This is a genomic window from Weizmannia sp. WK01 (genome assembly GCF_025905465.1).
GTDB classification, from domain to species: Bacteria; Bacillota; Bacilli; order Bacillales; family Bacillaceae_C; genus Weizmannia; species Weizmannia faecalis.
Genome location: NZ_CP109616.1, coordinates 2,690,487 through 2,715,349, shown reverse-complemented (window position 1 = coordinate 2,715,349; position 24,863 = coordinate 2,690,487). Strand labels below are relative to the sequence as shown.

Genomic DNA, 24,863 nt, shown 5'->3' with positions numbered 1-24,863 from the left:
TCGTCTTTTTTTCGGGATAACGGGCGCGAAAAAAGAAGGGCATCCGCGATATCGAAAGCAGCAAGAACATAAACGTCACGGCCATTCACGCTGGGCCTGGCAGAAAAACCGGGCGCAAAGACAGGCGCCCGTGCTGTTGATACAAAAAATGCGAAAGGATGATGAAAAATGAAACCGGTGATCGGCATTACATGCAGTGCCAATCAGACTTCCCAGTATTTGGCTGATGACTACATCAAGGCTGTCCGCATGGCGGGCGGCGTCCCGGTATTGCTTCCGGCCGGCGGTGAAGCGGACATCCCTTTATTATTGTCCAAAACGGACGGAATTCTGCTTTCCGGGGGAGGTGATGTAGATCCATCCTGGTTCGGGGAAGAGCCGGTTCCGGGGCTCGGTGAAATTGAGCCCGGCCGCGATGCATTTGAGATTGCGCTATGCCGGTTTGCGATTCAGGCGGATGTGCCGATTCTCGCCATTTGCAGGGGCATCCAGATTCTCGCTGTTGCATCCGGCGGGGATATGTTCCAGGATATTTACAGCCAGGGAAAACCCCCGCTGTTGCAGCACAAACAGCGGGCCGCCCGTTCCCATCTTTCCCACACGGTCCATGTTTTGCCGGGAAGTTTACTGGAAAAATGGGCCGGAAGCGAAACGATGAAAGTAAACTCTTTTCATCACCAGGCAGTCCGGACCGTGAAAGCGCCGCTTATGGTTTCTGCTCGTGCGCCTGATGGAATCATTGAAGCGGTGGAAAATCGCAATGCCCGTTTTATGATTGGCGTTCAGTGGCATCCTGAAGCTTTGGCCGCCATAAAGGATCCTGTTTCCTTGAAAATATTTTCCGCCTTTATCGCTTCCTGTAAAACCGTTTAGTCCGTTTGCTGTTATGAAATGCTTGCCTCCTCGTATTTTTTAAACCGGAAAATTTGCAGGCGCTTGCTTAACTCCTGTCTTCTACCGGTGGAGAACAAGAAAAAATAAAAGCGCTTCCTGTATTCCGAAAATATTGATATTGTGGAATTAAAATAAATATTGAACGCTATTGAATTTTTCGTCTATTTATTTAATAATAAAAATATACCACAACAGTATGCCCATTTTAAACGTGAGAAGGTGTCTGCGTATGGCAAAGTATGTACTCAAAAGGCTTGCCGCCATGGTTGTCACACTGTGGGTGATCACCACCCTGACTTTTATCATGATGCAGGCCATTCCGGGATCGCCTTTTAACCAAGAACGCAATACATCCGAAGCCGTGCAAAGAAATATGGAGGCGCAGTACCATCTGGATCAGCCGGTTTATATCCAGTATTTGTATTATGTGAAATCCATTCTTTTATTTGATTACGGCCCGTCCATCAAACAGCCGTCCCAGACGGTAAACGACATGCTGGGCAGGGGCTTTCCGGTTTCATTCGAACTTGGTATGACAGCACTTCTGGTTGCGGTTTTATCCGGCATCGTGCTTGGCGTTTTTGCTGCATTAAAACATAACGGCATCATCGACTATCTGGCGATGACCATCGCCGTGCTTGGCATCTCGATTCCGAACTTTATTCTGGCAACGATGTTAATCCAGGAGTTTGCGGTCAATCTGAAAATCCTGCCGGCTGCAACGTGGACATCCCCGGCGCATATGATCCTGCCAACTGCCGCCTTGGCAGTCAGCCCGATGGCCATCATCGCCCGCCTGACAAGGTCAAGCCTATTGGAAGTGCTGACGCAGGATTACATCAAAACCGCCCGTGCAAAAGGTCTTTCTCCTGTTAAAATTATCATCAAACATGCCCTCAGAAATGCGCTGATGCCGGTTATTACCATTTTAGGGACATTGACGGCGAGCATTTTGACGGGAAGCTTTGTCATTGAAAAAATATTCTCCATTCCGGGCATGGGAAAGTATTTTGTCGAAAGCATCAATAATCGGGATTATCCTGTCATCATGGGGACAACCGTATTTTACAGCATTTTTTTGATTATTATGCTGTTTCTCGTGGATATCGCGTACGGCATTCTCGATCCGCGGATCAAATTACATAAAAAAGAACAGTGAGCCCTGGTTTCGAAAAGAAGCAGCCCGGCTTTACATAAGTATCGGGCCTTGGCTTTTCGTAACACAAGGTGCAGGCGAGCAAAAACAACCATCGTCCCGATTCACAAAATCTGGTGCATAAAATAGAGCAATAAGGGGTGGACATCTTGCAAACAGCCAATCAGGATAGAGTGGATACCATTTCAGAGATTCCGGATGAATGGTTTGTCCCGAAAAAGAAAGAAGCCGGAATGCAGGAAGCCGTTGTCAGGCCGGGCATATCATACTGGCATGATGTATGGAACCGGCTTGCCAAAAATAAGCTCGCGATGCTCGGCCTTGTCGTGCTGATTCTTTTGATCATGATGGCCATCATCGGCCCGCTGATTGCACCTGAAAGCGTGACGAAACTGTCACTAACGAACCAGAATTTGCCGCCCTCCAAGGAGCATTGGTTCGGGACCGACCAGCTCGGGCGCGATATGTTTTCAAGAACATGGTATGGCGCGCGTATTTCGCTGTTTGTCGGGTTTATGGCGGCTATCATTGAATTTTTCATTGGGGTGATATACGGCGGTATTGCAGGTTACAAAGGCGGTCGCACCGACCAAGTGATGATGCGGATTATTGAAGTGCTGTACGGCCTTCCTTATTTGCTTGTTGTGATCTTGTTGATGGTTGTGATGGGGCCGGGGCTCGGCACAATTATTGTTGCGCTTACCGTAACAGGATGGGTCGGCATGGCCAGGATTGTCCGCGGCCAGGTATTACAGATAAAAAACTATGAATTTGTAATGGCCTCCAAAACGTTCGGCACCAAAACGTCACGGATCATCCGCAAACACCTGCTCCCCAATACAATGGGCCCAATTATTGTCCAAATGACGCTGACCGTGCCAAGTGCCATTTTCAGTGAAGCATTCCTCAGTTTTTTAGGATTGGGGGTTCAGGCGCCGCATGCGAGCTGGGGCGTGATGGCGGATGACGGGTTGTCGGCGATTTTAACGGGCGAGTGGTGGCGCTTATTTTTCCCGGCATTCTTTATTTCGCTGACGATGTTCGCATTTAATGTGCTTGGCGACGGGCTGCAGGATGCGCTCGATCCGAAGCTGAGGAGGTGACGGAAATGAACAAGATTCTGGAAGTGGAAGACCTGCACGTTTCGTTTTCGACATACGGCGGAACGGTGCAGGCTGTGCGCGGGGTGAACTTTTATTTAAACAAAGGCGAGACGCTTGCCATTGTCGGTGAATCCGGATGCGGCAAAAGCGTGACATCGCAAGCGATCCTCAAGCTTCTTCCCAATAATAATGTGAAACAATTAAGCGGCTCGATCCACTTTAAAGGAACGGATATTTTAAAATACAGCGAAAAGCAAATGCGGAAAATCCGCGGGGCGGAAATCTCCATGATCTTCCAGGATCCGATGACAGGTCTGAACCCAACTTTGTCCATCGGGAACCAGTTGCTTGAAGCGGTTCAGGAGCATCAAAATCTATCCCGCGAGGCAGCGAAAAAAACGGTCATTGACATGTTGCACATGGTCGGCATTCCGAGCCCGCATGAACGGTTAAAACAATACCCGTACCAGTTCAGCGGCGGCATGCGCCAACGGATCATGATTGCGATGGCTTTGATTTGCAATCCGGAGATCATTATCGCGGACGAACCGACTACTGCTTTGGATGTCACCATTCAAGCGCAGATTTTTGAACTGTTTAAGAAAATCCAGCGGGAGACGGGCGTATCCATTATTTTGATCACGCACGACCTCGGTGTTGTGGCCCAGGTTGCCGACCGGATAGCGGTGATGTATGCCGGTAAGATTGTCGAAACCGGCACAAGAGAAGAAATCTTTTATCATCCGGAACACCCTTATACAAAAGGATTGCTAAACTCGGTCCCAAGGCTTGATATGGAAGAGGAAGAACTGATTCCGATTCCCGGTACGCCGCCGGATTTATTTGCGCCGCCTCCCGGTTGCCCGTTTACGGCGAGATGCCCAATGGCAATGGAAGTATGCAGCCGTGTGGAACCTTTTCGCACGAAAAAATCAGCTTCCCATCAGGTTTATTGTTGGCTGCAGGACGAACGGGCAAAATTTGCGTTTTCAACTACGGGTGTACGCCTGTAGATGAAATAGAAAACAGGCATTTACGGCGCCCAGATACTGCAAGGGGGACAAACGGGTCAGGGCTGCCCGCAATGCGGAAAAGAAAAGGGGGAAATGTATGAAGAAATTTTGGAGTATGATTGTCAGTTTGGCGCTTATTGCTTCGCTTGCTGCCTGTACGAGCCAGTCAAGCTCAAAAAACAGTCCGGGTGGAAGCAGCAAAGAAAAGGTATTAAATTTAAACAACGGGTCTGAGCCCACCTCATTTGACCCGCCAATCGGGTTCGATTCCGTTTCATGGAATGCACTGAACAATTTAATGGAAGGGCTTGTCCGCCTCGGCAAAGACAATAAGCCGCACCCTGCGATTGCAAAAAGCTGGGATGTCACAAATGGAGGCAAGACGTATACGTTCCACCTCCGGGACAATGCAAAATGGTCAAATGGGGATCCGGTGACAGCGGGTGATTTTGAATATGCGTGGAAAAGAATGCTCGACCCGAAAACCGCTTCGCCTGCCGCATTTTTAGGATACTTTATTGAAGGCGGGGAGGCGTATAACACCGGAAAAGGATCAAAAGACGGCGTCAAAGTGAAAGCGGCCGATGACAAAACACTGGAAGTCACGTTAACCGGGCCGCAATCTTATTTTCTGAACGTCATCGCAAACCCTGCTTTCTTCCCGATCAACGAGAAAGTGGCAGAAAAAAATCCGAAATGGTTTGCAGAAGCGAAAACGTATGTTTCGAACGGGCCGTTTAAGCTCACAGAATGGAAACACGATGACCATTTCATCATGGAAAAAAATGAAAACTATTGGGATGCCAAAAATGTAAAACTTGATAAAGTGAAATGGGCGGAGGTTGACGATCCGAACACTGAATACCAAATGTACCAAAACGGGGAACTGGATGTTTCAGATGTTCCGGCAGATATGGCAGCCCGGCTGTTTAAGGAAGGAAAAGTGAAAGTAGAGGACCAGGCCGGCACTTATTTTTACCGGTTTAATGTCAATAAAGAACCGTTCCAGAATAAAAATATCCGGAAAGCATTCGCGATGGCCATTGACCAGAAACAAATTGTCAAATATGTCACAAAAAATGATGAAAAGCCGGCTTACGGTTTTGTTTCTTACGGGTTTACCGAACCTGACGGCAACGACTTCCGGAAAAAAGGCGGCAATTTGTATACTTCAAATGCAAAAGAAGCGAAAACCCTCCTGAAAAAGGGAATGCAAGAAGAGGGGTATACGAAACTGCCTGAGGTCACCCTCACTTACAGCACGGACGCGGTTCATAAAAAAATTGCTGAAACAATCCAACAGATGCTAAAAGAAAATCTCGGCATCCAGGTAAAACTTGCCAATATGGAATGGAATGTCTTCCAGGCTGAGCAGAAAAAATTGAAATTCCAATTGTCCCGCAGTTCATTTCTTGCTGATTACGGGGATCCGATTAACTTCCTCGAAAGCTTCACAACCGGGCAAGCGATGAACAGGACTGGATGGGGCAATAAGAAATATGACCAGTTGATCCAGCAGGCAAAAAATGAAACCAATGAAACGAAACGTTACGAGCTGATGCACGAAGCGGAAAAAATGCTGTTTGACGACTTGCCGATCTTCCCGCTCTATTTTTACAACCAGGTATTTTTGCAAAAAGATCATGTAACAGGCATTGTCCGCCACCCTGTCGGCTATCTTGAACTGAAATGGGCCAATGTAAAATAATGTTCTGTTTTTGGCAGGGGACGGTTTGCCCATGAGAGCCATATGGCAGGCATTATCCGCAGCCCGGCTGTCTGGACGAATGGAAAAGAATGGGCAGTATCAAGCGGGGGAGTTCCCGCTTGATACTGCCCAAAATGGAAATCTGAGGGAAAGGGGGTTGAACATGGGAAAGCAAGTTTATTTGGTAGATACCCCTGTCGCCACCGTTTGGACTTCCGCACAATCACCGGGTGCCGGAGACGAAGAAGCCCTCCGGAACCCGGCGAATATGAAGCAGTGGCTCACCGGCCTCTCATTGGAACAGCGGCACGAACTTTGGCGGAAAAATAAAATCCAGACACAGGTGCTCTACGGCCGGAAAGTCATTGTCCACAAAACAGAGGGGAAGTGGGCGTATATTTCTGTTCCGGAACAGCGTTCCAGCAAACATCCGGACGGCTATCCCGGCTGGGTTCCCCGCTGCCAGCTGAAGCAGGGAGAAGGATGGCCGCAAGATGCTGCTGTTTGTGCCGTCAAAAAACCATTTGCAATGCTCTATGATGAAAATCAACTCCCTTTATTTGAAGTGAGCTTTCAAACACGTTTTTTTGTAGTGGATGAAACAAAGGACCAGTTCGTTGTAAAAACGGTGCACGGGAAACCGGCATCGCTCAAAAAACAAGATGTGCAGTTGAAAGGGAGCAGTCCCGGCAGCCAGAACAGGTATATGCTTGACGCCGGAAAAATGTTTCTCGGCCTGCCGTATTTATGGGGCGGCATGAGCGGATATGGCTATGACTGCTCAGGATTTTCCTATACGATGGTGCTTGCTGCGACAGGCAGGACCATTGCCCGTGACGCCCATGAACAGGCAAAAGGAGGAGCAGCCGTCCCGCTTGGAAGCATCGCACCCGGCGATCTTTTATTTTTTGCCCATGAGGAAGGAAGAGGCGCCATCCACCATGTCGGGATTTATGCGGGGGAGGGGAAGCTACTCCACTCGCCGAAAACAGGCCGGCCTGTTGAACTGCTGGATATGGAAGGAACGATTTACGAAAAAGAACTATGCTGTGCGCGGCGTTACTGGATGTAAAGCCGCGCAATGGGAAACCGCAACGCAACTGGTTGCGAATGAAGTGCAGCGCGGCGTTGGTGGCCGGAAGAATGCGGCAAACCTGCCGCAAAAGCAATACGGGTTACAGCAGCCGGGTGAAGGGAGTGCACCATGATGGAAAAACTGTTGGAAGTCAAGCATGTCAAAAAATATTTTGAGATTGGGAAGAAACAATTTTTAAAAGCGGTGGACGATCTTTCTTTTGATATTTATAAAGGGGAAACGTTCGGGCTTGTCGGGGAATCGGGATGCGGAAAATCGACGGCAGGGCGGCTGATGATGGGGATTTACACCCCAACTGAAGGGCAAATCCTTTACGGCGGCAAAGATATCCACGCACTGGATGAGCGGGAGCGTTTTCTGATGAAAAGAAATGTCCAAATGATTTTTCAGGATCCGTATGCTTCTCTGAATCCCCGTTCCACTGTCCGCGAGATCCTTGCTGAACCGCTTGAAGTCCATGGCATTTATAAAAACAAACGTGAAGAGCTTGAAAGAATATATGAATTGCTCGAAGAAGTCGGGCTAAACAGAGAGCATGCAGGCCGGTACCCGCATGAATTCAGCGGGGGGCAGCGGCAGCGGATCGGGATTGCAAGGGCGCTCGCGCTTGACCCGGAGTTTGTGATTTGCGATGAGCCGATTTCCGCACTGGATGTTTCTGTCCAGGCCCAGGTTGTCAATGTATTGAAAAAACTGCAAAGGGAAAAAAACCTCACCTACTTGTTTATTGCCCATGATTTATCGATGGTAAAGCATATCAGCAACCGGATCGGCGTCATGTATCTCGGCCATCTAGTCGAATTGACGGAGAGCAAGAGCCTGTACCGCAAACCGCTGCATCCTTACACGGAAGCGTTGCTGTCGGCCATTCCGATTCCGGATCCGAAAATTGAAGATAAAAGGGAAAGAATTATTTTAAAAGGGGAAATCCCGAGCCCGGTTACGCCGCCGAGCGGGTGTGTATTCCGGACAAGATGCCCGAAAGCAATGGATATATGTGCAAGTGTAAAACCGGAATGGCTGGAGATTGAAGACCACCATTATGTCGCATGTCATCTTTACGATGGAAAGGGCAGTCCGGCAGCAACCGTTTCTTCCAGTGCAAATCAGGTAGGAAAAGTTTGATTGTTTGAAAAGACATGCAGCTGCGGCAAGCCGGTGGAACAGCGCGGGAGTGGTATGTAGAAACCGTACGAATGGTTTTCTTATAAGCGTTTGGGAAAAAGAAGCCGGGCCCAAGCCCAATAAGGCCGGGCCTCGGTTCTTAGAACAGGTATGCGGCACCTACAATAATCAGCAGAATAAACAGTACAACAATCAGCGCAAAGCTGTTGCCGTATCCGCCGCCATAGCCACCGCCATAGCCGCCGTATCCGCAGCCCCAAAAGCCCATATTTTTCACCTCCATCTTTCCGTCATGCAATGTTAATGTATGCAAGACGGAAGACAGAAGTTTGGACGTTTATCAAAGAATACAAAAAAGCATTCTGGAATTGCGACTTTCCTGTACGTCCGCCACGGTTTTCCACCAGAATGCGATCATGTTTGCCAATCTGTTATCGTTTATAGGGATACAATTTTTTGTCTATTGTCAAAATAGTTGTTTCCCTTCCATTTTTGCCATTAGCGGTGCCGATGGTTGGTTATTTCACGACAAGCACATCCACCTCCGCATTTTTTACAAGGCTTTTGCTCACACTTCCAATGAATAGACTTTTCACAGCATTTTTTCCGCTGCTTCCAGTAATGATGCAGTCTACATTCTCGTTGCGGGCGAAATCAATGATGCTGTCGGCCACCTTGCCTTCTAAAATATGGGTATCGGCTTTGACCCCTTTTGCATCTAATAATTCGCGGGCATGATTCATGACTTCCTCCGCATCGTTTAAGATGAATTGCTGTGTGGAAGGTTCATCAACCGGCGGTGGGTCAACCGGGTAAACCCGACCGTCCAGCCCCGGCACGGAAATGGTTGGCGGCACGCCGATGTTTTCATCCGGTACCGGTGCTGCCACTTCACTTTCCTGGTTCACGTGGACAACGGATAATTTTATATCTCTTAAGGCAAGGGCCAATGAACAGGCTCTGTCCAGCGCTTTCCGGCTCCCCTCTGAGTCATCGTATGCAATGGCAATATGCTTGTACATGTACCATCATCCTTTCATGTATGGCTTGAAACACCCTCTTTTCTTTACCCGGAACCAGAAGGAAAAAAACGGTTTCAGTGCATTTTTACGGTTTTAAAGCACTGTATTTTCTATAGTTGTCATTGATTTTTCCGGCCATTCATAATATCCTTTTGCTAAAGGGCAAATCAGCATGGTGTTTGAGATAGAAGGTTCACAGATTGGGGAAAGATGAGGACATCAACAGATATGAACAAATTCAAACCTTATATAGATAAAATCAAACCTTATTTCCGGGTGTTTTGGGACGGGTTCAAAAAAATTTGGAAAAGAGCCCATATGACTCAAATCATCATTCTGGCAGCTTCTCTTTCATTGCTTGGCTTTTTAGCTTTTTTTGCTTATTATGCAAAAAGCGCGAATGTCGGGCAGTTAAAAAAAGGGCTGGAACAGACGACCGTTATTTATGACAAAGACGGGGACACAGCAAGCAGAATTTCGGCAAACCGCTCGGAAGGCGTATCGATTAAAAAAATGCCGGGAGACCTGCAAAATGCGGTGGTAGCCATCGAAGACCACCGTTTCTACAAACACCATGGGTTTGATATCATCGGTACCTTGAGCGCGCTTTTAAAAGATATCCGGATCGGAGGGGCGGCTGCCGGGGGAAGCACCATTACCCAGCAGTTAACGAAAAATGCGCTGCTTTCCCCGGAACGGACATTAAAAAGGAAAATTCAGGAGCTTTTTTTGGCGATTGAAATTGAGAAGCATTACACAAAAAAAGAAATTTTGGAGATGTATTTAAACCAGGTCTATTTCGGGGAAGGCGCCTGGGGTGTTGAAAAAGCGGCCAATAAATATTTTGGAAAAGACGTGGAAGATCTGGACTTATCCGAATCGGCAACTTTGGCGGGCCTTGTTAATTCACCGAATGCACTCGACCCGTACCGTCATTATAAACGCGCCATTCACCGCCGTAATGTCGTGCTTTTCGCCATGAAAGAGTACGGGATGATCACGCAATCCGAGTATAAACAGGCAAAAAGCGAAAAGCTTGTGCTAAAAGATAAAAAAACAGATGCACTGACAGGCAAATACCCGTATTACGTCGATGCGGTGCTGGACGAGGCAATCGATCAGTATGGACTGACACAGGAAGAGATCTTAACAAGAGGGTATAAAATTTATACCGCCATGGATCAAAATATTCAAAAAGCATTGGAAAATGTTTACCAGAAATCATCACTCTTTCCTTCCGGCACATCCGGTCAGATCATCCAAAGCGGCGCAATACTTGTAGATCCGTCAACCGGCGGCGTCCGCGGGCTTGTCGGAGGAAGGGGAGAAAAAGTATTCCGCGGCTTCAACAGGGCAACGCAGCTGAAACGGCAACCCGGATCGATCATGAAGCCGATTACCGTTTATACGCCGGCGCTTGAAGAAGGGTACAGCCCCGACTCGATGCTAGAAGATAAAGAAATGACGTTTAAAGGCGGTTATGCGCCGAAAAACTATAACAACCAATATCTCGGTAAAGTGCCGATGTACATGGCGGTCGAAAAATCGCTTAATCTTCCTGCTGTCTGGCTGTTGAATAAAATCGGGGTGGAAAAAGGGTACGAGTCGGCGAAAAAATTCGGCATCCCGGTCACAAAGAAGGATAAGCAGCTCGGCATTGCGCTCGGGAATATTCAAAACGGCGTTTCCCCCGAAGACATTGCAGAGGCCTACACCACGTTTCCAAACAACGGAAAACGTTCCGAAGCGCACATCATTACAAAAATCGTGAGCCCGACCGGAAAAGTTTTGGCAGAGCATAAAGACAAGCAGGAAAGGGTCATATCGAAAAAAGTTTCCCAGGAAATGACATCTATGCTGCTGAACGTTGTGGAATCCGGAACCGGCAAAGGGGTAGCGGTCCCCGGCTATAAAATTGCCGGAAAAACAGGCTCCACCCAATTGCCGTTCAGCGGGGTCGACGGTACAATGGATCAATGGTTTGCGGGCTATACGCCAAATCTTGTCGGGGTGGTCTGGATGGGATATGACCAGACAGACCGGAACCATTATTTATACGGTCTGAGTGAACAGGGCATTGTGCCGGTTTTCAATGGTGTGATGAATGCCACACTGAAATATACAAAACCGGGTGACTTCGGGGTGGAATCCATCAATGACCAGAAGGAAAACGGTAACCCGTTAAAAGAAAAACTGCAAAACATCGATGAAGCGATAAAAGAACAAGCCGATAAATTGCAGAAAAAAATTGAGGATAACCAAGGATTTTGGAAAGGTGCGACAGATAAGATTAAAAAGCAGCTGAAAGGGATTCTTGGTCAATAAACAGTACACACTTATAAAGCCGAAATGTCTTCCATCAAGGTGAGACATTTCGGCTTTAATGATTGATTGCTTTTAAAAAGGATTGCGGGGACTGCATGTTTTTCCCCTGTTTGCCGTTAAACTCGGCAGCTTGCGAGAGTGAAAAGTACTTGAAAAACGGACTTTTGTCCTATAAAATAAAACTGAAAAATAAGAAAAGGAGTGCTGCCATTGGAATTGGTAATGGAAAAACATGCCGGTTATCACGTGCATGATCGTTTGTTTAAGGAGCTGATCCAAAACTTTTTTCAGGAGTTTATGGAGGCGTTTTTCCCGGATCTTTCAGCGGATCTCGACTACCGTCGGGTGCGGTTTTTGTCGCAGGAACAGTTTACGGATTTTCCGGGCGGTGAGCAAAAACGGGTTGACATCCTTGCTGAAACGAAGGTAAAAGGGAAAGACACCGTGATTCTCATCCATGTAGAGCCGCAGTCGTATTACGAGAAACCTTTTCCTGAACGCATGTTTCGTTACTACATGATGATCAGTCTCCGGCACCGGAAACCGGTATTGCCGATTGCCGTCTTCAGTTATGAGGAGAAAACAGAAACCCCTGATACATACACCTTTGCGTTCCACAACATTGAAATTCTTCGTTTTCACTATTTATCCATTCATCTGATGAAGCAAAATTGGAGAAATTATATCCGGAGCAACAACCCTGTTGCCGCGGCATTATTAAGCAAAATGGGGTATACAGAAAAAGAACGGGTGCAGGTCAAACTGGAGTTTCTGCGGATGCTGGCCCGGATGGAACTCGACCCTGCAAAAATGAGGCTGCTATACGGTTTCTTTGATTATTATTTAAAATTGAACGAAAAAGAGGAGGCGGAAGTAATGGAAAACATTAAAATGCTGGACCCGGACGAGGCGGAGCAAGTATTGAAATTGCCGAATTCTTACTTTGATCGCGGGTATAAGAAGGGGAAAGAGGAAGGAAGAGAAGAAGGTGAAGAAAGATTAAGAAGATTTATTGTCAACTTGTTAAAAAATCAAGTGGATGTGAAGGTCATTGCCCAGGCATCTGGCTTGAGTGAAGACGAGATCATGAAAATCAAAAGGCAGATAGAAGGGGAAAAGCCTTGAACCCGAGTTATGACGAAGCAGAGCAAGTATTGAAATTGCCGAATTCCTATTTTGACCGCGGGTATAAGAAAGGATTGGAAGAAGGTGAAGAAAGATTAAGAAAAAGATTTATTTCTAATTTGTTAAAAAAGCAATTAGATTTGAAGCTCATTGCAGAAGTAACCGGCTTGAGTGAAGACGAGATCATGAAAATCAAAAGGCAGATAGAAGGGGAAAAGCCTTGAACCTGAGCTATGACGAAGCAGAGCAAGTATTAAAATTGCCGAACTCCTATTTTGAACGCGGGTATAAAAAGGATTAGAAGAAGGAGTAGAAAAGGGGAGAAAGGAATTATTACAAACAATTGTGGTTAGGATGCTTAAGAATGGCCTGGACCCACAATTGATAGTTGAGATGACCGGCCTAAGCCAGACAGAAGTGGAAAAAATAAAACAGCGACTGGAGTATTCATAAGATGGAAGTCAAATTTCCCGGTGTGGATGGAAAAGAAGTTTTCTTAGACTTGCCGAATTCTTACTTTGACCGCGGGTATAAGAAGGGGAAAGAAGAAGGTGAAGAAAGGTTAAGAAGATTTATTGTCAATTTGTTAAAAAATCAAGTGGATGTGAAACTCATTGCCCAAGCATCCGGCTTGAGTGAAGATGAGATCATGAAAATCAAAAGGCAGGTAGAAGGGCAGGAGCCGTAAATGCTTTTCACCATCACCGAAAAAACAGGGAGGGGCTTATACATAAGCCCCTCCCTTTCAGAACTTGTGCCATTCCTCCTCACCCCGCTCACTCATACAATGCTTCAACAGAAAAAGGGGAACGATTCTTTTATTGAAAAGATAGAAATAAGGAAAAATTATTGTATAATAGGTCTAAAGACATAGGTGGGGCGTATCTGATGTTCATTTTTGACTGGCATCGATAGGAGGGAAGGCAGAATGGGTCTGTATTATAAGTTGAAATCAGATAAACACAGCAGCGTATTGGAAAATGCAGAAAAAATGGAGGTTTCCATCGATCTCGATCAACCTGGCATTCCGGAACGATTGAAATTGATTCACCTGACAGAAGAAGATTTAAAAATCATAAAAAGTGCACAACCCCTTGTACAAAAATATATTGACAAAATTGTCAAGGCCTTTTATGATGCGATTTTGCAAGTGCAGGAGCTGAGGGATATCATTGAAAAACACAGTACGGTTGAGCGGCTCCAAAAAACGTTAAGGGTCCATCTTATTGAAATGTTTCAAGGCAACATCAACAAAAATTTTGTCGAAAAACGCTTGCAGATTGCAAGCACGCATTACCGGATCGGCCTTGAACACGGCTGGTATATCGGTTCTTTCCAAAATATTCAAAATGTCTTGAACGATATCCTTTTTCAAGAAATCGGCAGGAAAGAAGAAGTCCGGATCATCTCGGCTGCCATCAGCAAAATATTGAGTTTTGAACAACAAATCGTTCTTGAAGCTTACGAAAATGAGACGATCAGGAGACTGAATGAGCAGTATCAAAACGGGCAGCACGATTTGAAAGAACAAATGGTACAAATCAGTGAAGGTTTGGTTGCGCTGGCAGAGGAAATCCAAGCTTCGGTAGAATCTTTAGGTTTCAATCTGCAAAAAACGGATGAAATGGCTATTGAGAGCAGCCGGGAAGCAAGCTATGCCGAGTCATCGGCAGCAGAGGGGCAAAAAAAGCTGGGCATCCTGATCCGCGATGTCAAAATGATTGCCACCCGTACAAAAGAAATGATGGAAACGATCGAGAATCTGAGCGACTCTTCCCGCCAGATTGAAGATGTGGTGCTGTCTGTGAAAGAGATCGCTGACCAGACCAACCTGCTCGCGTTAAACTCAGCCATCGAGGCAGCACGGGCCGGAGAGTATGGTAGAGGATTTTCGATTGTCTCTCAAGAAATCCGGAAGTTATCAGAGGAGACGAAAAAGCTGGCAGGGCAGATCCAATCGATGTTATCCGCCTCAGGGCAATACAATTTGGATGTTAAAAATTCTTTAATCCAAGTTGACAGCGCCATTCACTCCGGATTGGGCAGCGCGGAAGAGGCAGGGCAATCGTTCCAGCAAATTACCGCCACGGTCAAACAAAGCAAACAAACTGCTTTAACCGTCCAAGGCCATATAGCAGAACTCGTCAATACTGTAAAAGAAATTGAAACAGCCAGCGCCGGGGTCGCGGCCGCGGCTGAAAAACTCCACAATGCAGCGGGAATCTGAAAAATTCCCGCTTTTTTAACAGAAACTACCAATAAAATTTATCGCAAAGCAAGATAGGCAATCAAGTTTAAAACAAATGGGGCCATCATAATGCCCAAGGCGATGGCAACGATTATCATAGGTAAATATTGTTTTTTCATAAACCCGTTCATAGATTCCCCTCCCCCACACAAAATGCTCCGGCCATTTAAACCGTTTGCAGCTTTCCCTTTCTTAAAGGTAGCATCCAAAGCCGGCTTATGCAAGCTTACACCCATGTTTTTTCATTTTTTCGAAACCGCTTTGCCGGATGCAGGGAGCGGGACAAGTCAAGGCAAGGAATAGATTTCCGCGTGCGGCGGTTCCTCAAGTTTGGATTTCTTCAGTTTTCCTTTTTCAACCAATTCCCCGATGACCCTCTCTATTTCACGAGGGTCCGTGTCAAATAGATCGGCAAGCTTGACAGTAGACAGTGCAGTATATTTCGGTTCTTTTGTGGATGAGATAATCATGTTTTTGATTCGTTCAAACAATTCCGCTTGTTCCATGGTTTGATCCCCTTTTTAAAAAAATCTACTTTTATTATACGCAAAATGGTAAAGAAACAATCCCAAATCAGTTATAGAAGAAAGTCAATTGGCAATCCTAATAAAAAAGGCATGATTGGGGGACCGATGATGGAAGAAGCAACCTTTTCGATTCGAATAAACGGGCAAGAACTGGCGGCGCGTAAAGGGCAAACGATTTTGGAAGTGGCCAACGCCCACGATATGTACATCCCCGCGATCTGTTACCATCCGAATCTCGGATCGATTCAAACTTGTGATACCTGTTTTGTGAACGTAAACGGGAATCTGGTGCGGGCATGTGCAACCAAGGTAGAGCCGGGAATGGAAGTGGAGTCCGGTTCCAAACCTGTAAAAGATGCCCAATATGAAGCAATGTCACGGATTCTGAAAAACCACGAGCTTTATTGCACCGTGTGTGACAACAATAATGGCAATTGTGTTGTCCATAACACGGCCGAGCATCTTGAAATCGAGCATCAAAAATACCAGTTTGAAGCTAAACCCTACCCGCCGGACCAATCCCATCCTTTTTACCGCTATGAACCGGACCAGTGCATTCTTTGCGGAAGATGTGTTGAGGCCTGCCAGGATTTGCAAGTCAATGAAACATTGACGATTGACTGGGACCGGGAAGTGCCAAGAGTGATCTGGGACAATGATGTTCCCATCGATGAGTCCTCTTGTGTATCTTGCGGCCATTGCGTCACGGTCTGCCCGTGCAATGCGCTTATGGAAAAGTCCATGCTCGGGGAAGCAGGGTATTTAACCGGCATTCCGCAAAAAGTGCTGGAGCCGATGATCGATCTCACTAAAGAAGTCGAACCGGGATATAAAGAGATTTTTGCAATATCCGAAATGGAAGCGGCAATGCGAAAATCGAGAATCAAAAGAACGAAAACCGTTTGCACCTATTGCGGTGTCGGCTGCAGTTTTGAAATTTGGACAAAAGGGCGCCACATTTTAAAAGTCGAGCCGCAGGAACATGCGCCAGTAAACGGCATCTCGACATGTGTCAAAGGAAAGTTCGGGTGGGACTTCGTCAACAGCGAAGAACGTTTAACAAAGCCGTTGATCCGCAAAGGGGAAGAATTTGTTGAAGCAAGCTGGGATGAAGCCCTGAATCTGATCGCAAGCAAATTGCAGGAAATAAAAGAACAGCACGGGCCGGACGCGCTTGGCTTTATTGCTTCATCTAAATGTTCGAATGAAGAAAACTATCTCTTTCAAAAATTCGCCCGCGCGATCATCGGTACAAATAATCTGGATAATTGCTCGCGTTACTGCCAGTCGCCGGCAACGTCAGGGCTTTTGCGGACCGTTGGTATTGGCGGGGACTCCGGCACCATCCGGGATATCCAGCAGGCGGATTTGGTGGTTACGGTGGGGGCGAACCCGGCCGAATCCCATCCTGTCCTTGCGACACGCATTAAACGGGCGCACAAATTGCATGGACAAAAGCTTATGGTCGTCGATTTAAGGGAAAACGAACTGGCCAGCCGCGCCAATTTATTTATTCATTCGAAGCCAAGCACAGATTTGATTTGGCTTAACGCCGTGACAAAATACATTCTCGATCAGGGCTGGGAAGACAAAGCATTTCTTGAAGCCAGGGTCAAAGGGCTAGACAAGTTCAGAGCTTCACTGGAAAAATACACGCTGGCGTTTGCCGAGGAGAAAACCGGCATTTCGAAAGAGAACTTAATCAAAATGGCAACGATGATCCATGAAGCCAAATCCGTATGCATTCTTTGGGCGATGGGCATCACCCAGCACACATGCGGGACGGATGCAAGCACGGCCATTTCCAACTTGTTATTGGTTACCGGTAATTACGGCCGCCCTGGGACGGGGGCATATCCGCTCAGAGGGCACAACAATGTGCAAGGCGCCTGTGATTTTGGAACGATGCCCGCTTGGTTCCCGGGCTACGAACCAGTAGAAGATAATGAAGTGAGGGAACGGTACGAAAAGGCTTGGGGGGTCAAACTTCCGGAAAACCCGGGGCTTGACAATCATCAAATGATCGGCGGGATAAAAAGCGGCAAGCTCCGGGGCCTCTACCTGTTCGGTGAAGAAATGGCGATCGTTGATTCCAATATTAATTTTGTGGAAGAACATCTGGAAAAGCTCGACTTTTTTGTTGTACAGGATGTGTTTTTCAGCAAAACGGCCCAATTTGCCGATGTGATCCTGCCGGCTGCGCCGAGCCTTGAGAAAGAAGGGACGTTTACAAATACGGAACGGCGCATCCAGCGCTTTTACCAGGTATTTGAACCGATGGGTGAATCGAAGCCGGATTGGGTCATCTTTCAGGAGCTCGCGAACAAAATGGGAGCCCAGTGGCATTACCAGCACCCCGGCGAAATCATGGCAGAAGCGGCAAGCCTAGCAAAGTACTTTGCAGGCATCAGCTACGAGAGACTGGAAGGGTTTAACAGCCAAATATGGCCGGTTAAAAAAGACGGTACGAGCACACCGCTTCTATATCAAGACCGTTTTGCCTTTCCGGACGGTAAAGCCCGACTGGTACCGGTTGACTGGGAACCGCCTTTTTCAGCCGGGGAGGGATTTGATTACCATCTTAACAACGGCCGCTTGCTGGAACAGTTCCATGAAGGGAATTTGACGGACCGTTCTCCGGGCATCCATCACAAAGTGCCGGAGCCGTGGCTTGAGATTTCACCGGAGGCAGCAAGTGAACGGGGGATAAAAGACGGGGCGCTTGTACGGCTGACATCGCCTTACGGAAAGGTGAAAGTACGGGCCGTTGTGACCGGGCGGGTACAAGGAAAAGAATTGTACTTAACGATGAACGCCCGGAAAGAGGATGAAATGGTGAACCGGCTGACGAGCAGCTATCATGACAGGGTGACCCATACCCCGAACTATAAAGAAATGGGCGTAAAAATGGAGATTTTAGAGGAAAAAGGAAAACCGCCGCTGCCAAAGGTGAACCACCGTTATGGCAATCGGATTCCGCAAATCAGTGTAAGAGTGGAAGAAAAATGGAAGCGGGATGACTTTATCCCGATCACGGCATTATTTTCACCGGGAGGAAAAGCATATGGCGAAGGTGATCAGGCAAACGGGACGGGCCGGTAATGAGAAAGAAATCCGCGGACGGGAAGGCTCTGTTCCGGCCGTGAAATTAATAAAGCCGGGAGGGAAAGCATATGGCGAAGGCGATCAGGCAAATTAAACAAGTGGATCCGGCCCCGGAAGAATGGCAGGCAGCCTCTCTGTCGGCGGTTGTAAAGGCAGCCGCCGAAAACGGGGAATCACTGATTAAACTGTTAGAGATCATCAAACAGCTGGATGGCATGGGCGTGCTTAATGCGATGGAAGGTTTGCTCCAAAACCGCGTTGACGTTGCCGAAATTGCCTTAGGGCAACTAAACCAGCCCACCATGTACCATGTCGTCAAAAACGGGATGAACGTATTTAAATTTTTAGGCGCCATCGATCCGGAACAACTGCAAACGATCTTGTCAGGCATCACGAGCGGGTTTGAAAAAGCAGCCCAATCCGGGGGCCAGGAGAGTCTGTGGAAGCTCGGAAAAAGCATGCGCTCCCCGGAAGTGAAACGGTCGCTTGCCATGATGACAGGCATTTTGGCGGGGATGGGGGAAGCCATGGAGCAAAACCATTCGCTTCCTGAAGGAGGAACGGACATTGGCTAAAGGGATGTTGAAAGTAAGTGATATGGTGAATGAAGAAGATGCCGCCAAAGTCCGCCGCGCCCTGAATGAAGTCTGGGGCGTCCGCGATATTGAAATCAGTTTGGCAAGAAAAGAAGCGACTTTTACCTATAATGACCAATCGGCATCCTGCCACGATATGATGCAAGCCGTGACGGAGCAGGGTTACCGTGCTGAAATGATGGAACCATAAAAGGAGGAAGGCACTTGAAAGTATGCGAAATCTGCGGTTCCCAAACACCGGAAGAAAACGAAGCGGAATCAAGAAGAGTGCTTTATGTCTGTGAAAACTGCCGGACCGACCGGAAATTCGATTTTGAAGAAGAAAATTAAGCAAATGGCGTTGCGGCACCGCAACGCCATTTATGTGCGCAAATTTTCCGGCAAAAAAAAATGGCGTCTGCGTTTGCCGGCTGCCCATATCCCCGGAAGCATGGGACTTCTTGCCATTGCATATACTAAAACACAAAAATGTTGTAAAATAAAAGACAATAGCAAGAGAAGCCTTTTATCATTGCCAAGGGGGGAATGTTATGGATCTTCAAGTCGGATTGTGGCAAAAGCAGTCAATGAAACTGGCAATGACCCAGGAATTAAAACAAGCAATCGAGGTTCTTCAGTTCTCATCCCAGGAGCTCGCATCTTTTTTGGAAGAAAAAGCTGCGGAAAATCCTCTCATCGAACTGTCCAGCGCCAATATTAAACTGGTCGATTCCCGTTTTTCCGGGCTGAGCCGTGTAAAGGGGCAGAAAAAAAGCCAGGACAAAAACTGGATTGAACAAATTCCTGCACAGACGGAAACACTTCCAGACTTTTTGATCAGCCAATTGGATATGAAAGCGTTATCAAACAAGATTTTGAAAGCGGTCCAACTTTATGCGCGCCATCTGGATGCAAACGGCTACCTTGCCATCTCGGTTCAGGAAGCGGCAAAAATGGCTGCCATTTCCGAAGAAGACGCCGAAAAAGCACTTGGCATTCTCCAGTCGCTGGATCCGGCCGGAATCGGCGCAAGATCGCTTCAGGAATGTCTACTGATCCAGATAAAAAGGGATCCGGATGCGCCCGGGCATGCGGAAGAATTGATCAGCCGCCATTTTCTCGATTTTGCCGAAAAAAAATGGAGAGGCATTGCGAAAAAACTTGATATATCCCTGCAGGAAATCCAGCGGGTATCTGATTATGTGCAGACGTTAAACCCGCGTCCTGGATCCGGTTTTATGGCAGATCGGCCGCAATACATCGTTCCCGATCTTTTGGTCAAAAATCATGCGGGAAAGCTCGAATTGTATCTTGTAGAAAACCAGGTTCCAAAACTCCGTTTGAATGAAAGTTATGCAAGCATGAACCCGGCCGGAGATGCCGGCGTCACCCGTTATTTAAAAGAAAAAACGCAGGAATATTACTGGATCCGAAAAAGCATCGAAAGCCGGAAAGAAACGCTGCTAAAAGTCGGCGCAGCACTGCTTGAAAAACAGCGGGATTTCTTTTTATATGGAAAAGGGCATTTGAAGCCGCTTACGATGAAAGAAATTTCGGATGACATCGGGATGCACGAGTCGACGGTGAGCCGTGCAGTGAGAGAAAAGTATATGGAAACGCCATTCGGGACTTTCCCATTAAAAACATTTTTCACGACCGCCTTGCCGGTTCGTTCTGCCGGCGGGGAAGAAGCAGCATCAAGCGCCGAGGTCAAAAATGAAATTTCAGCACTTATAAGCGGGGAAGACAAGCGGAAGCCGCTTTCCGACCAGGCGATTGTGACCGTATTAAATGAAAAAGGGTTTGAAATCTCGCGCCGGACAGTGGCGAAATACCGCGAACAGCTCGGCATTCCGTCATCTTCCAAAAGAAAAAGGTACGAATAAGCCGGGAATATTTTTTCAAAACGGAAGTTTCGCGTTTCATCCGCCGGCAAAAAAGGACGAATCGGACGGGAACGGGCAAATTTCGCACACACTTTGAAATAAATAAATAACGGATCAGGCATTTGGGTATATCGGGTCGGGAGCACAGCCCATGTGCCTGCCACGAATGGCCGGAAAGGGGGAGGATTTTAAAATGGAACTGGTGCTATATACAAGAAAACAATGCCCGCTTTGTGCGGAAGCAAAAGAACAGCTGCAACTCCTGCAAAAGGAAATCCCGTTCCGGCTGATTGAAAAAGACATCGAAGCGTGCGATGCATGGACGGAAAAATACGGCCTTATGATCCCGGTTATCGAGTACAAAGGGGAACTGCTCGGATATGGGCGGATTCACCTTTTTGCCATAAAGGAGCGCTTACATGAAATTCATGAGCAATAATAGTTGAAATGCAAAATTTATCCTGCTAGAATGAAACATGTAGCGAGGGTAATTTTTTTTGAAGCAGGTGGGACAAAAAATGTCTCTGTGGGACTCAACACGACCTACATAATTATTTAAGGGAGTACATTATCTATGCGATCGTTGATAGAGGTTCAAAAAAAATTATACCCCGATATCCTCGCTGTCATGCAAAAACGATACCGGATTCTCCGTTCCATTTCTTTTGCGGAACCGGTGGGAAGAAGAACATTGGCACAAATGCTTGGCATGTCAGAACGCATTCTTCGGAGCGAAACGGATTTTTTGAAAAACCAAAAGCTCATTGACGTAAAACCCTCGGGCATGTCGGTGACAAATGATGGTGCTGCCTTGTTACAAAATATGGAAAGCATGATGAGAGAAATATCGGGTATAAATGAAACGGAAGAAAAGCTGAAACAAGCTTTGGGCCTCGAAGACGTGGTCGTGGTTCAAGGGGACAGCGACAAAGAACCGTGGGTGAAAAACGAGCTTGGAAGGGCTTGTGCTGTAAGAATGAAAGCCGCCTTAACGGGAAACAATATAATCGCTGTAACCGGAGGATCGACGATGGCCGCAGTCGCAGATGTGTTAACTCCCGACATCAGTGCCAAGAGGCAGCTGCTGTTCGTGCCGGCCAGAGGCGGAATTGGTGAAGATGTCGCAAATCAGGCCAACACGATCTGCGCAAAAATGGCGGAAAGGACCGGCGGAAAACACAGGGTATTATACGTGCCTGACCAGGTCAGCCCGGAAGTGTACAAATCGGTCGTAAACGAGCCGTCCATTAAAGAAGTCCTTACCCTTATTAAACAAGCGGATATTGTGCTGCACGGCATTGGCGAAGCCATGACAATGGCAGAACGCCGCAAGACCGGAAAAGAAGAGATGGAGAAAATCATCCGTGGGCATGCAGTCGGCGAAGCGTTCGGGTACTATTTTAACGAACAGGGTGAAATTGTTCACAAGGTCCGGACGATCGGCCTGCAACTCGAGGATTTGCACCGGATCCGCCATGTTTTTGCGGTTGCCGGCGGGGCATCCAAGGCAAAGGCCATTAAAGCCTACATGAACACGAAACCGGAATCCACTGTTCTGATTACGGACGAAGGGGCAGCAAAACAAATTCTCGCTTGGCGCTAACCTGTTTTTAAAAGGGATAACCCTTTTGAAATATAAAATCTTTACGACTCAAGGAGGAAACACAAATGGCAGTTAAAGTTGGTATTAACGGATTTGGACGTATCGGACGTAACGTATTCCGTGCTGCTTTAGGCAATCCTAATGTTGAAATCGTTGCAATCAATGACCTGACAGACGCAAAAATGCTTGCACACTTGTTAAAATATGACTCTGTTCATGGCAACCTGGAAGAAGAAGTCACTGTAGACGGTGATTCCATCGTTGTAGACGGCCATAAAGTAAAAGTTTTGGCTGAACGCGAACCTGCAAATCTCGGATGGGGCGACCTCGGTGTTGACGTTGTTGTTGAATCAACAGGTCGTTTTACAAACCGTGAAGGGGCTGCAAAACACCTTGAAGCAGGCGCAAAGAAAGTCGTCATTTCCGCTCCTGCGAAAAACGAAGATATTACGATCGTAATGGGTGTTAACGAAGACAAATACGATCCTAAAAACCATAACGTCATTTCGAACGCATCCTGCACAACAAACTGCCTGGCGCCGTTTGCAAAAGTGCTGCAAGAAAAATTCGAAATCAAACGTGGTATGATGACAACTGTTCACTCTTACACAAACGACCAGCAAATTCTTGACTTGCCGCACAAAGACTACCGCCGTGCACGTGCAGCTGCACAAAGCATCATCCCGACTACAACCGGTGCTGCTAAAGCAGTTGCACTTGTATTGCCTGAACTGAAAGGCAAATTGAACGGTATGGCCATGCGCGTTCCGACTCCAAACGTTTCTGTTGTTGACCTTGTTGCTGAACTTGGCAAAAACGTAACGGTTGAAGAAGTAAACGCAGCATTTAAAGAAGCGGCTGAAGGCGAATTGAAAGGCATTCTCGCATACAGCGAAGAACCGCTTGTATCCCGTGACTACAACCATACAACTGTTTCTTCGACCATTGATGCATTATCCACAATGGTTATCGAAGGCAACATGGTAAAAGTCATTTCTTGGTATGACAACGAATTCGGTTATTCCAACCGCGTTGTTGACCTTGTTGAATACATCGCTTCTAAAGGCCTTTAATTTGAACGATAAAACGTTGCAGGGGGGTGGGGAAGAATCCCCTCTCCCTTTTTTCAATGCCTGTAAAACAAAAGGAGGTTCGTTTTGCCATGAACAAAAAATCGATTAAAGATGTTGAATTGCAAGGCAAACGCGTTTTCTGCCGTGTCGACTTCAATGTTCCGTTAAAAGACGGCAATGTAACGGATGATACAAGAATCCGTGCTGCCCTTCCAACGATCAAATATTTGGTGGAAAACGGTGCGAAAGTCATTCTTGCCAGCCACCTCGGCCGTCCTAAGGGCCAGGTTGTGGAAGAGTTGCGCCTCACACCGGTTGCAAAACGCCTGAGCGAACTGCTTGGAAAAGACGTCAAAAAAGCAAATGAAGCTTATGGCGAATCGGTTAAGGCGGAAATCAGCAAAATGAATAATGGTGACGTATTGTTACTTGAAAACGTCCGTTTCTATCCGGGTGAAGAAAAAAATGACCCGGAATTGGCAAAGGAATTTGCATCTTTAGCTGAACTGTATGTAAACGACGCATTCGGCGCTGCCCACCGTGCCCATGCATCAACAGAAGGGATTGCCCATCACCTGCCTGCAGTATCCGGCTTTTTAATGCAAAAAGAACTGGATGTGCTCGGCAAAGCATTGTCCAATCCGGAACGCCCTTTTACTGCCATTATCGGCGGCGCAAAAGTAAAAGACAAAATCGGCGTCATCGACAATTTGCTGGATAAAGTCGACAACCTGATCATCGGCGGCGGCCTTGCTTATACGTTCGTCAAAGCACAAGGCCATGAAATCGGCAAATCGCTGCTTGAAGAAGACAAAATTGACCTTGCAAAATCTTTTATGGCAAAGGCGAAAGAAAAAGGCGTCAACTTCTATATGCCGGTTGATGCGATCGTAGCAGACGAATTCTCCGAAACTGCCAACAAAAAAGAGGTAGCGATTGAAGAAATCCCGGCTGACTGGCAGGCACTTGATATTGGCCCGAAAACGGTTGAACTGTATGCCAAAGTCATCAAAGAATCGAAACTTGTCATTTGGAACGGACCGATGGGCGTATTCGAAATGGACGCCTATGCAAACGGGACAAAAGGCGTTGCAGAAGCGCTCGCGGATGCAACCGGCACTTACAGCATCATCGGCGGCGGCGACTCTGCGGCAGCTGTTGAAAAATTCCATCTGGCAGAGAAAATGGACCATATTTCAACAGGCGGCGGCGCATCGCTTGAATTCATGGAAGGAAAAACACTTCCTGGCGTCGCAGCTTTAAATGACAAATAATTTTA

23 protein-coding genes and 2 pseudogenes are annotated in these 24,863 nt (G+C 47.1%); 22 read left to right on the top strand and 3 right to left on the bottom strand.

The genetic code is table 11. The features are described 5' to 3' along the window. Positions 1-168: 168 nt before the first annotated feature. The 7 genes from OF158_RS13040 to OF158_RS13010 all read left to right on the top strand — a co-directional run bounded on the left by OF158_RS13040 (position 169) and on the right by OF158_RS13010 (position 8,095). Positions 169-873 (top strand): gamma-glutamyl-gamma-aminobutyrate hydrolase family protein, encoded by a 705-nt coding sequence (locus OF158_RS13040; protein WP_014097447.1) that lies wholly within the window; start codon positions 169-171, stop codon positions 871-873. Between the two features lie 250 nt (positions 874-1,123). Continuing rightward, positions 1,124-2,053, top strand: a complete 930-nt coding sequence (locus OF158_RS13035; RefSeq protein ID WP_014097448.1) for an ABC transporter permease — start codon at positions 1,124-1,126, stop codon at positions 2,051-2,053. A 146-nt stretch (positions 2,054-2,199) separates the two neighbouring features. Then, a complete protein-coding gene (locus OF158_RS13030; protein WP_014097449.1) occupies positions 2,200-3,153 on the top strand; it encodes an ABC transporter permease in 954 nt (317 codons plus the stop codon). Positions 3,154-3,158: 5 nt separating this feature from the next. Beyond that, positions 3,159-4,166 carry an ABC transporter ATP-binding protein gene (locus tag OF158_RS13025; RefSeq protein WP_017551332.1) on the top strand — a complete coding sequence of 336 codons (1,008 nt, stop codon included), beginning with the start codon at positions 3,159-3,161 and terminating at the stop codon, positions 4,164-4,166. 97 nt (positions 4,167-4,263) lie between these two features. Continuing rightward, positions 4,264-5,874: a peptide ABC transporter substrate-binding protein gene (locus tag OF158_RS13020; protein ID WP_035184068.1), complete on the top strand. Its 1,611-nt coding sequence runs from the start codon at positions 4,264-4,266 to the stop codon at positions 5,872-5,874. Between the two features lie 163 nt (positions 5,875-6,037). Continuing rightward, positions 6,038-6,946 carry a C40 family peptidase gene (locus tag OF158_RS13015; protein ID WP_014097452.1) on the top strand — a complete coding sequence of 303 codons (909 nt, stop codon included), beginning with the start codon at positions 6,038-6,040 and terminating at the stop codon, positions 6,944-6,946. A 132-nt stretch (positions 6,947-7,078) separates the two neighbouring features. Then, positions 7,079-8,095, top strand: a complete 1,017-nt coding sequence (locus OF158_RS13010) for an ABC transporter ATP-binding protein (protein ID WP_035184070.1) — start codon at positions 7,079-7,081, stop codon at positions 8,093-8,095. 139 nt (positions 8,096-8,234) lie between these two features. Here the strand turns inward: OF158_RS13010 and OF158_RS17570 are convergent. Further along, positions 8,235-8,315, bottom strand: a pseudogene (locus OF158_RS17570) (YjcZ family sporulation protein); the annotation flags it as partial. Positions 8,316-8,613: 298 nt separating this feature from the next. Beyond that, positions 8,614-9,117, bottom strand: a complete 504-nt coding sequence (locus tag OF158_RS13000; RefSeq protein WP_014097455.1) for a universal stress protein — start codon at positions 9,115-9,117, stop codon at positions 8,614-8,616. A gap of 228 nt (positions 9,118-9,345) precedes the next feature. Between OF158_RS13000 and OF158_RS12995 the strand changes: the two genes are divergently transcribed. From OF158_RS12995 to OF158_RS12970, 6 genes and pseudogenes are all read left to right on the top strand, one after another. Then, a complete protein-coding gene (locus tag OF158_RS12995; RefSeq protein ID WP_014097456.1) occupies positions 9,346-11,442 on the top strand; it encodes a transglycosylase domain-containing protein in 2,097 nt (698 codons plus the stop codon). Between the two features lie 210 nt (positions 11,443-11,652). Next, positions 11,653-12,567, top strand: a complete 915-nt coding sequence (locus OF158_RS12990; protein WP_014097457.1) for an RpnC/YadD family protein — start codon at positions 11,653-11,655, stop codon at positions 12,565-12,567. Next, positions 12,564-12,791, top strand: a complete 228-nt coding sequence (locus OF158_RS12985) for a hypothetical protein (protein WP_014097458.1) — start codon at positions 12,564-12,566, stop codon at positions 12,789-12,791. The genes OF158_RS12990 and OF158_RS12985 overlap by 4 nt, the downstream gene beginning before the upstream one ends. Next, positions 12,788-13,020: pseudogene (locus OF158_RS12980) on the top strand (hypothetical protein). The gene OF158_RS12985 and the pseudogene OF158_RS12980 overlap by 4 nt, the downstream one beginning before the upstream one ends. A gap of 1 nt (position 13,021) precedes the next feature. After that, positions 13,022-13,255, top strand: a complete 234-nt coding sequence (locus tag OF158_RS12975; RefSeq protein WP_014097459.1) for a hypothetical protein — start codon at positions 13,022-13,024, stop codon at positions 13,253-13,255. Positions 13,256-13,495: 240 nt separating this feature from the next. Further along, the gene (locus OF158_RS12970) at positions 13,496-14,794 is read left to right on the top strand and encodes a globin-coupled sensor protein (RefSeq protein WP_014097461.1); all 1,299 of its coding nucleotides are present in this window, start codon (positions 13,496-13,498) and stop codon (positions 14,792-14,794) included. 308 nt (positions 14,795-15,102) lie between these two features. Here OF158_RS12970 and OF158_RS12965 read toward each other — a convergent pair whose 3' ends face one another. Further along, on the bottom strand, positions 15,103-15,321 hold the full coding sequence (locus tag OF158_RS12965; protein WP_014097463.1) for a PCI domain-containing protein: 219 nt from the start codon (positions 15,319-15,321) through the stop codon (positions 15,103-15,105). Between the two features lie 129 nt (positions 15,322-15,450). Between OF158_RS12965 and fdhF the strand changes: the two genes are divergently transcribed. From fdhF to pgk, 9 genes are all read left to right on the top strand, one after another. Then, positions 15,451-18,444 carry a formate dehydrogenase subunit alpha gene (gene fdhF, locus OF158_RS12960; protein ID WP_017551324.1) on the top strand — a complete coding sequence of 998 codons (2,994 nt, stop codon included), beginning with the start codon at positions 15,451-15,453 and terminating at the stop codon, positions 18,442-18,444. Between the two features lie 71 nt (positions 18,445-18,515). Continuing rightward, entirely contained in the window at positions 18,516-19,022 is a 507-nt protein-coding gene (locus tag OF158_RS12955) for a helical membrane plugin domain-containing protein (protein WP_035184079.1), read from the top strand. Continuing rightward, positions 19,015-19,233 carry a heavy-metal-associated domain-containing protein gene (locus OF158_RS12950; RefSeq protein ID WP_014097467.1) on the top strand — a complete coding sequence of 73 codons (219 nt, stop codon included), beginning with the start codon at positions 19,015-19,017 and terminating at the stop codon, positions 19,231-19,233. Before OF158_RS12955 ends, OF158_RS12950 begins: the two co-directional genes overlap by 8 nt. 14 nt (positions 19,234-19,247) lie before the next feature. After that, positions 19,248-19,373: a hypothetical protein gene (locus OF158_RS12945; RefSeq protein ID WP_014097468.1), complete on the top strand. Its 126-nt coding sequence runs from the start codon at positions 19,248-19,250 to the stop codon at positions 19,371-19,373. Between the two features lie 200 nt (positions 19,374-19,573). After that, positions 19,574-20,908 (top strand): RNA polymerase factor sigma-54, encoded by a 1,335-nt coding sequence (rpoN, locus tag OF158_RS12940; protein ID WP_017551322.1) that lies wholly within the window; start codon positions 19,574-19,576, stop codon positions 20,906-20,908. Between the two features lie 193 nt (positions 20,909-21,101). After that, positions 21,102-21,347 carry a glutaredoxin family protein gene (locus OF158_RS12935; RefSeq protein ID WP_014097470.1) on the top strand — a complete coding sequence of 82 codons (246 nt, stop codon included), beginning with the start codon at positions 21,102-21,104 and terminating at the stop codon, positions 21,345-21,347. A 135-nt stretch (positions 21,348-21,482) separates the two neighbouring features. Continuing rightward, positions 21,483-22,511, top strand: coding sequence for a sugar-binding transcriptional regulator (locus OF158_RS12930; protein WP_026684781.1), 1,029 nt, complete (start codon positions 21,483-21,485; stop codon positions 22,509-22,511). 65 nt (positions 22,512-22,576) lie between these two features. Beyond that, positions 22,577-23,584 carry a type I glyceraldehyde-3-phosphate dehydrogenase gene (gap, locus tag OF158_RS12925; protein WP_014097472.1) on the top strand — a complete coding sequence of 336 codons (1,008 nt, stop codon included), beginning with the start codon at positions 22,577-22,579 and terminating at the stop codon, positions 23,582-23,584. 89 nt (positions 23,585-23,673) lie between these two features. Further along, entirely contained in the window at positions 23,674-24,858 is a 1,185-nt protein-coding gene (pgk, locus tag OF158_RS12920; RefSeq protein WP_014097473.1) for a phosphoglycerate kinase, read from the top strand. Positions 24,859-24,863 lie beyond the last annotated feature (5 nt).

Bases quoted from the DNA above. Each gene is read 5' to 3' on its own strand.
- OF158_RS13040 (WP_014097447.1), top strand. From the start codon at position 169: ATGAAACCGGTGATCGGCATTACATGCAGTGCCAATCAGACTTCCCAG.
- OF158_RS13035 (WP_014097448.1), top strand. From the start codon at position 1,124: ATGGCAAAGTATGTACTCAAAAGGCTTGCCGCCATGGTTGTCACACTG.
- OF158_RS13025 (WP_017551332.1), top strand. From the start codon at position 3,159: ATGAACAAGATTCTGGAAGTGGAAGACCTGCACGTTTCGTTTTCGACA.
- OF158_RS13020 (WP_035184068.1), top strand. From the start codon at position 4,264: ATGAAGAAATTTTGGAGTATGATTGTCAGTTTGGCGCTTATTGCTTCG.
- OF158_RS13015 (WP_014097452.1), top strand. From the start codon at position 6,038: ATGGGAAAGCAAGTTTATTTGGTAGATACCCCTGTCGCCACCGTTTGG.
- OF158_RS13010 (WP_035184070.1), top strand. From the start codon at position 7,079: ATGATGGAAAAACTGTTGGAAGTCAAGCATGTCAAAAAATATTTTGAG.
- OF158_RS13000 (WP_014097455.1), bottom strand. From the start codon at position 9,117: ATGTACAAGCATATTGCCATTGCATACGATGACTCAGAGGGGAGCCGG.
- OF158_RS12995 (WP_014097456.1), top strand. From the start codon at position 9,346: ATGAACAAATTCAAACCTTATATAGATAAAATCAAACCTTATTTCCGG.
- OF158_RS12975 (WP_014097459.1), top strand. From the start codon at position 13,022: ATGGAAGTCAAATTTCCCGGTGTGGATGGAAAAGAAGTTTTCTTAGAC.
- OF158_RS12970 (WP_014097461.1), top strand. From the start codon at position 13,496: ATGGGTCTGTATTATAAGTTGAAATCAGATAAACACAGCAGCGTATTG.
- OF158_RS12965 (WP_014097463.1), bottom strand. From the start codon at position 15,321: ATGGAACAAGCGGAATTGTTTGAACGAATCAAAAACATGATTATCTCA.
- fdhF (WP_017551324.1), top strand. From the start codon at position 15,451: ATGGAAGAAGCAACCTTTTCGATTCGAATAAACGGGCAAGAACTGGCG.
- OF158_RS12955 (WP_035184079.1), top strand. From the start codon at position 18,516: ATGGCGAAGGCGATCAGGCAAATTAAACAAGTGGATCCGGCCCCGGAA.
- rpoN (WP_017551322.1), top strand. From the start codon at position 19,574: ATGGATCTTCAAGTCGGATTGTGGCAAAAGCAGTCAATGAAACTGGCA.
- OF158_RS12935 (WP_014097470.1), top strand. From the start codon at position 21,102: ATGGAACTGGTGCTATATACAAGAAAACAATGCCCGCTTTGTGCGGAA.
- OF158_RS12930 (WP_026684781.1), top strand. From the start codon at position 21,483: ATGCGATCGTTGATAGAGGTTCAAAAAAAATTATACCCCGATATCCTC.
- gap (WP_014097472.1), top strand. From the start codon at position 22,577: ATGGCAGTTAAAGTTGGTATTAACGGATTTGGACGTATCGGACGTAAC.
- pgk (WP_014097473.1), top strand. From the start codon at position 23,674: ATGAACAAAAAATCGATTAAAGATGTTGAATTGCAAGGCAAACGCGTT.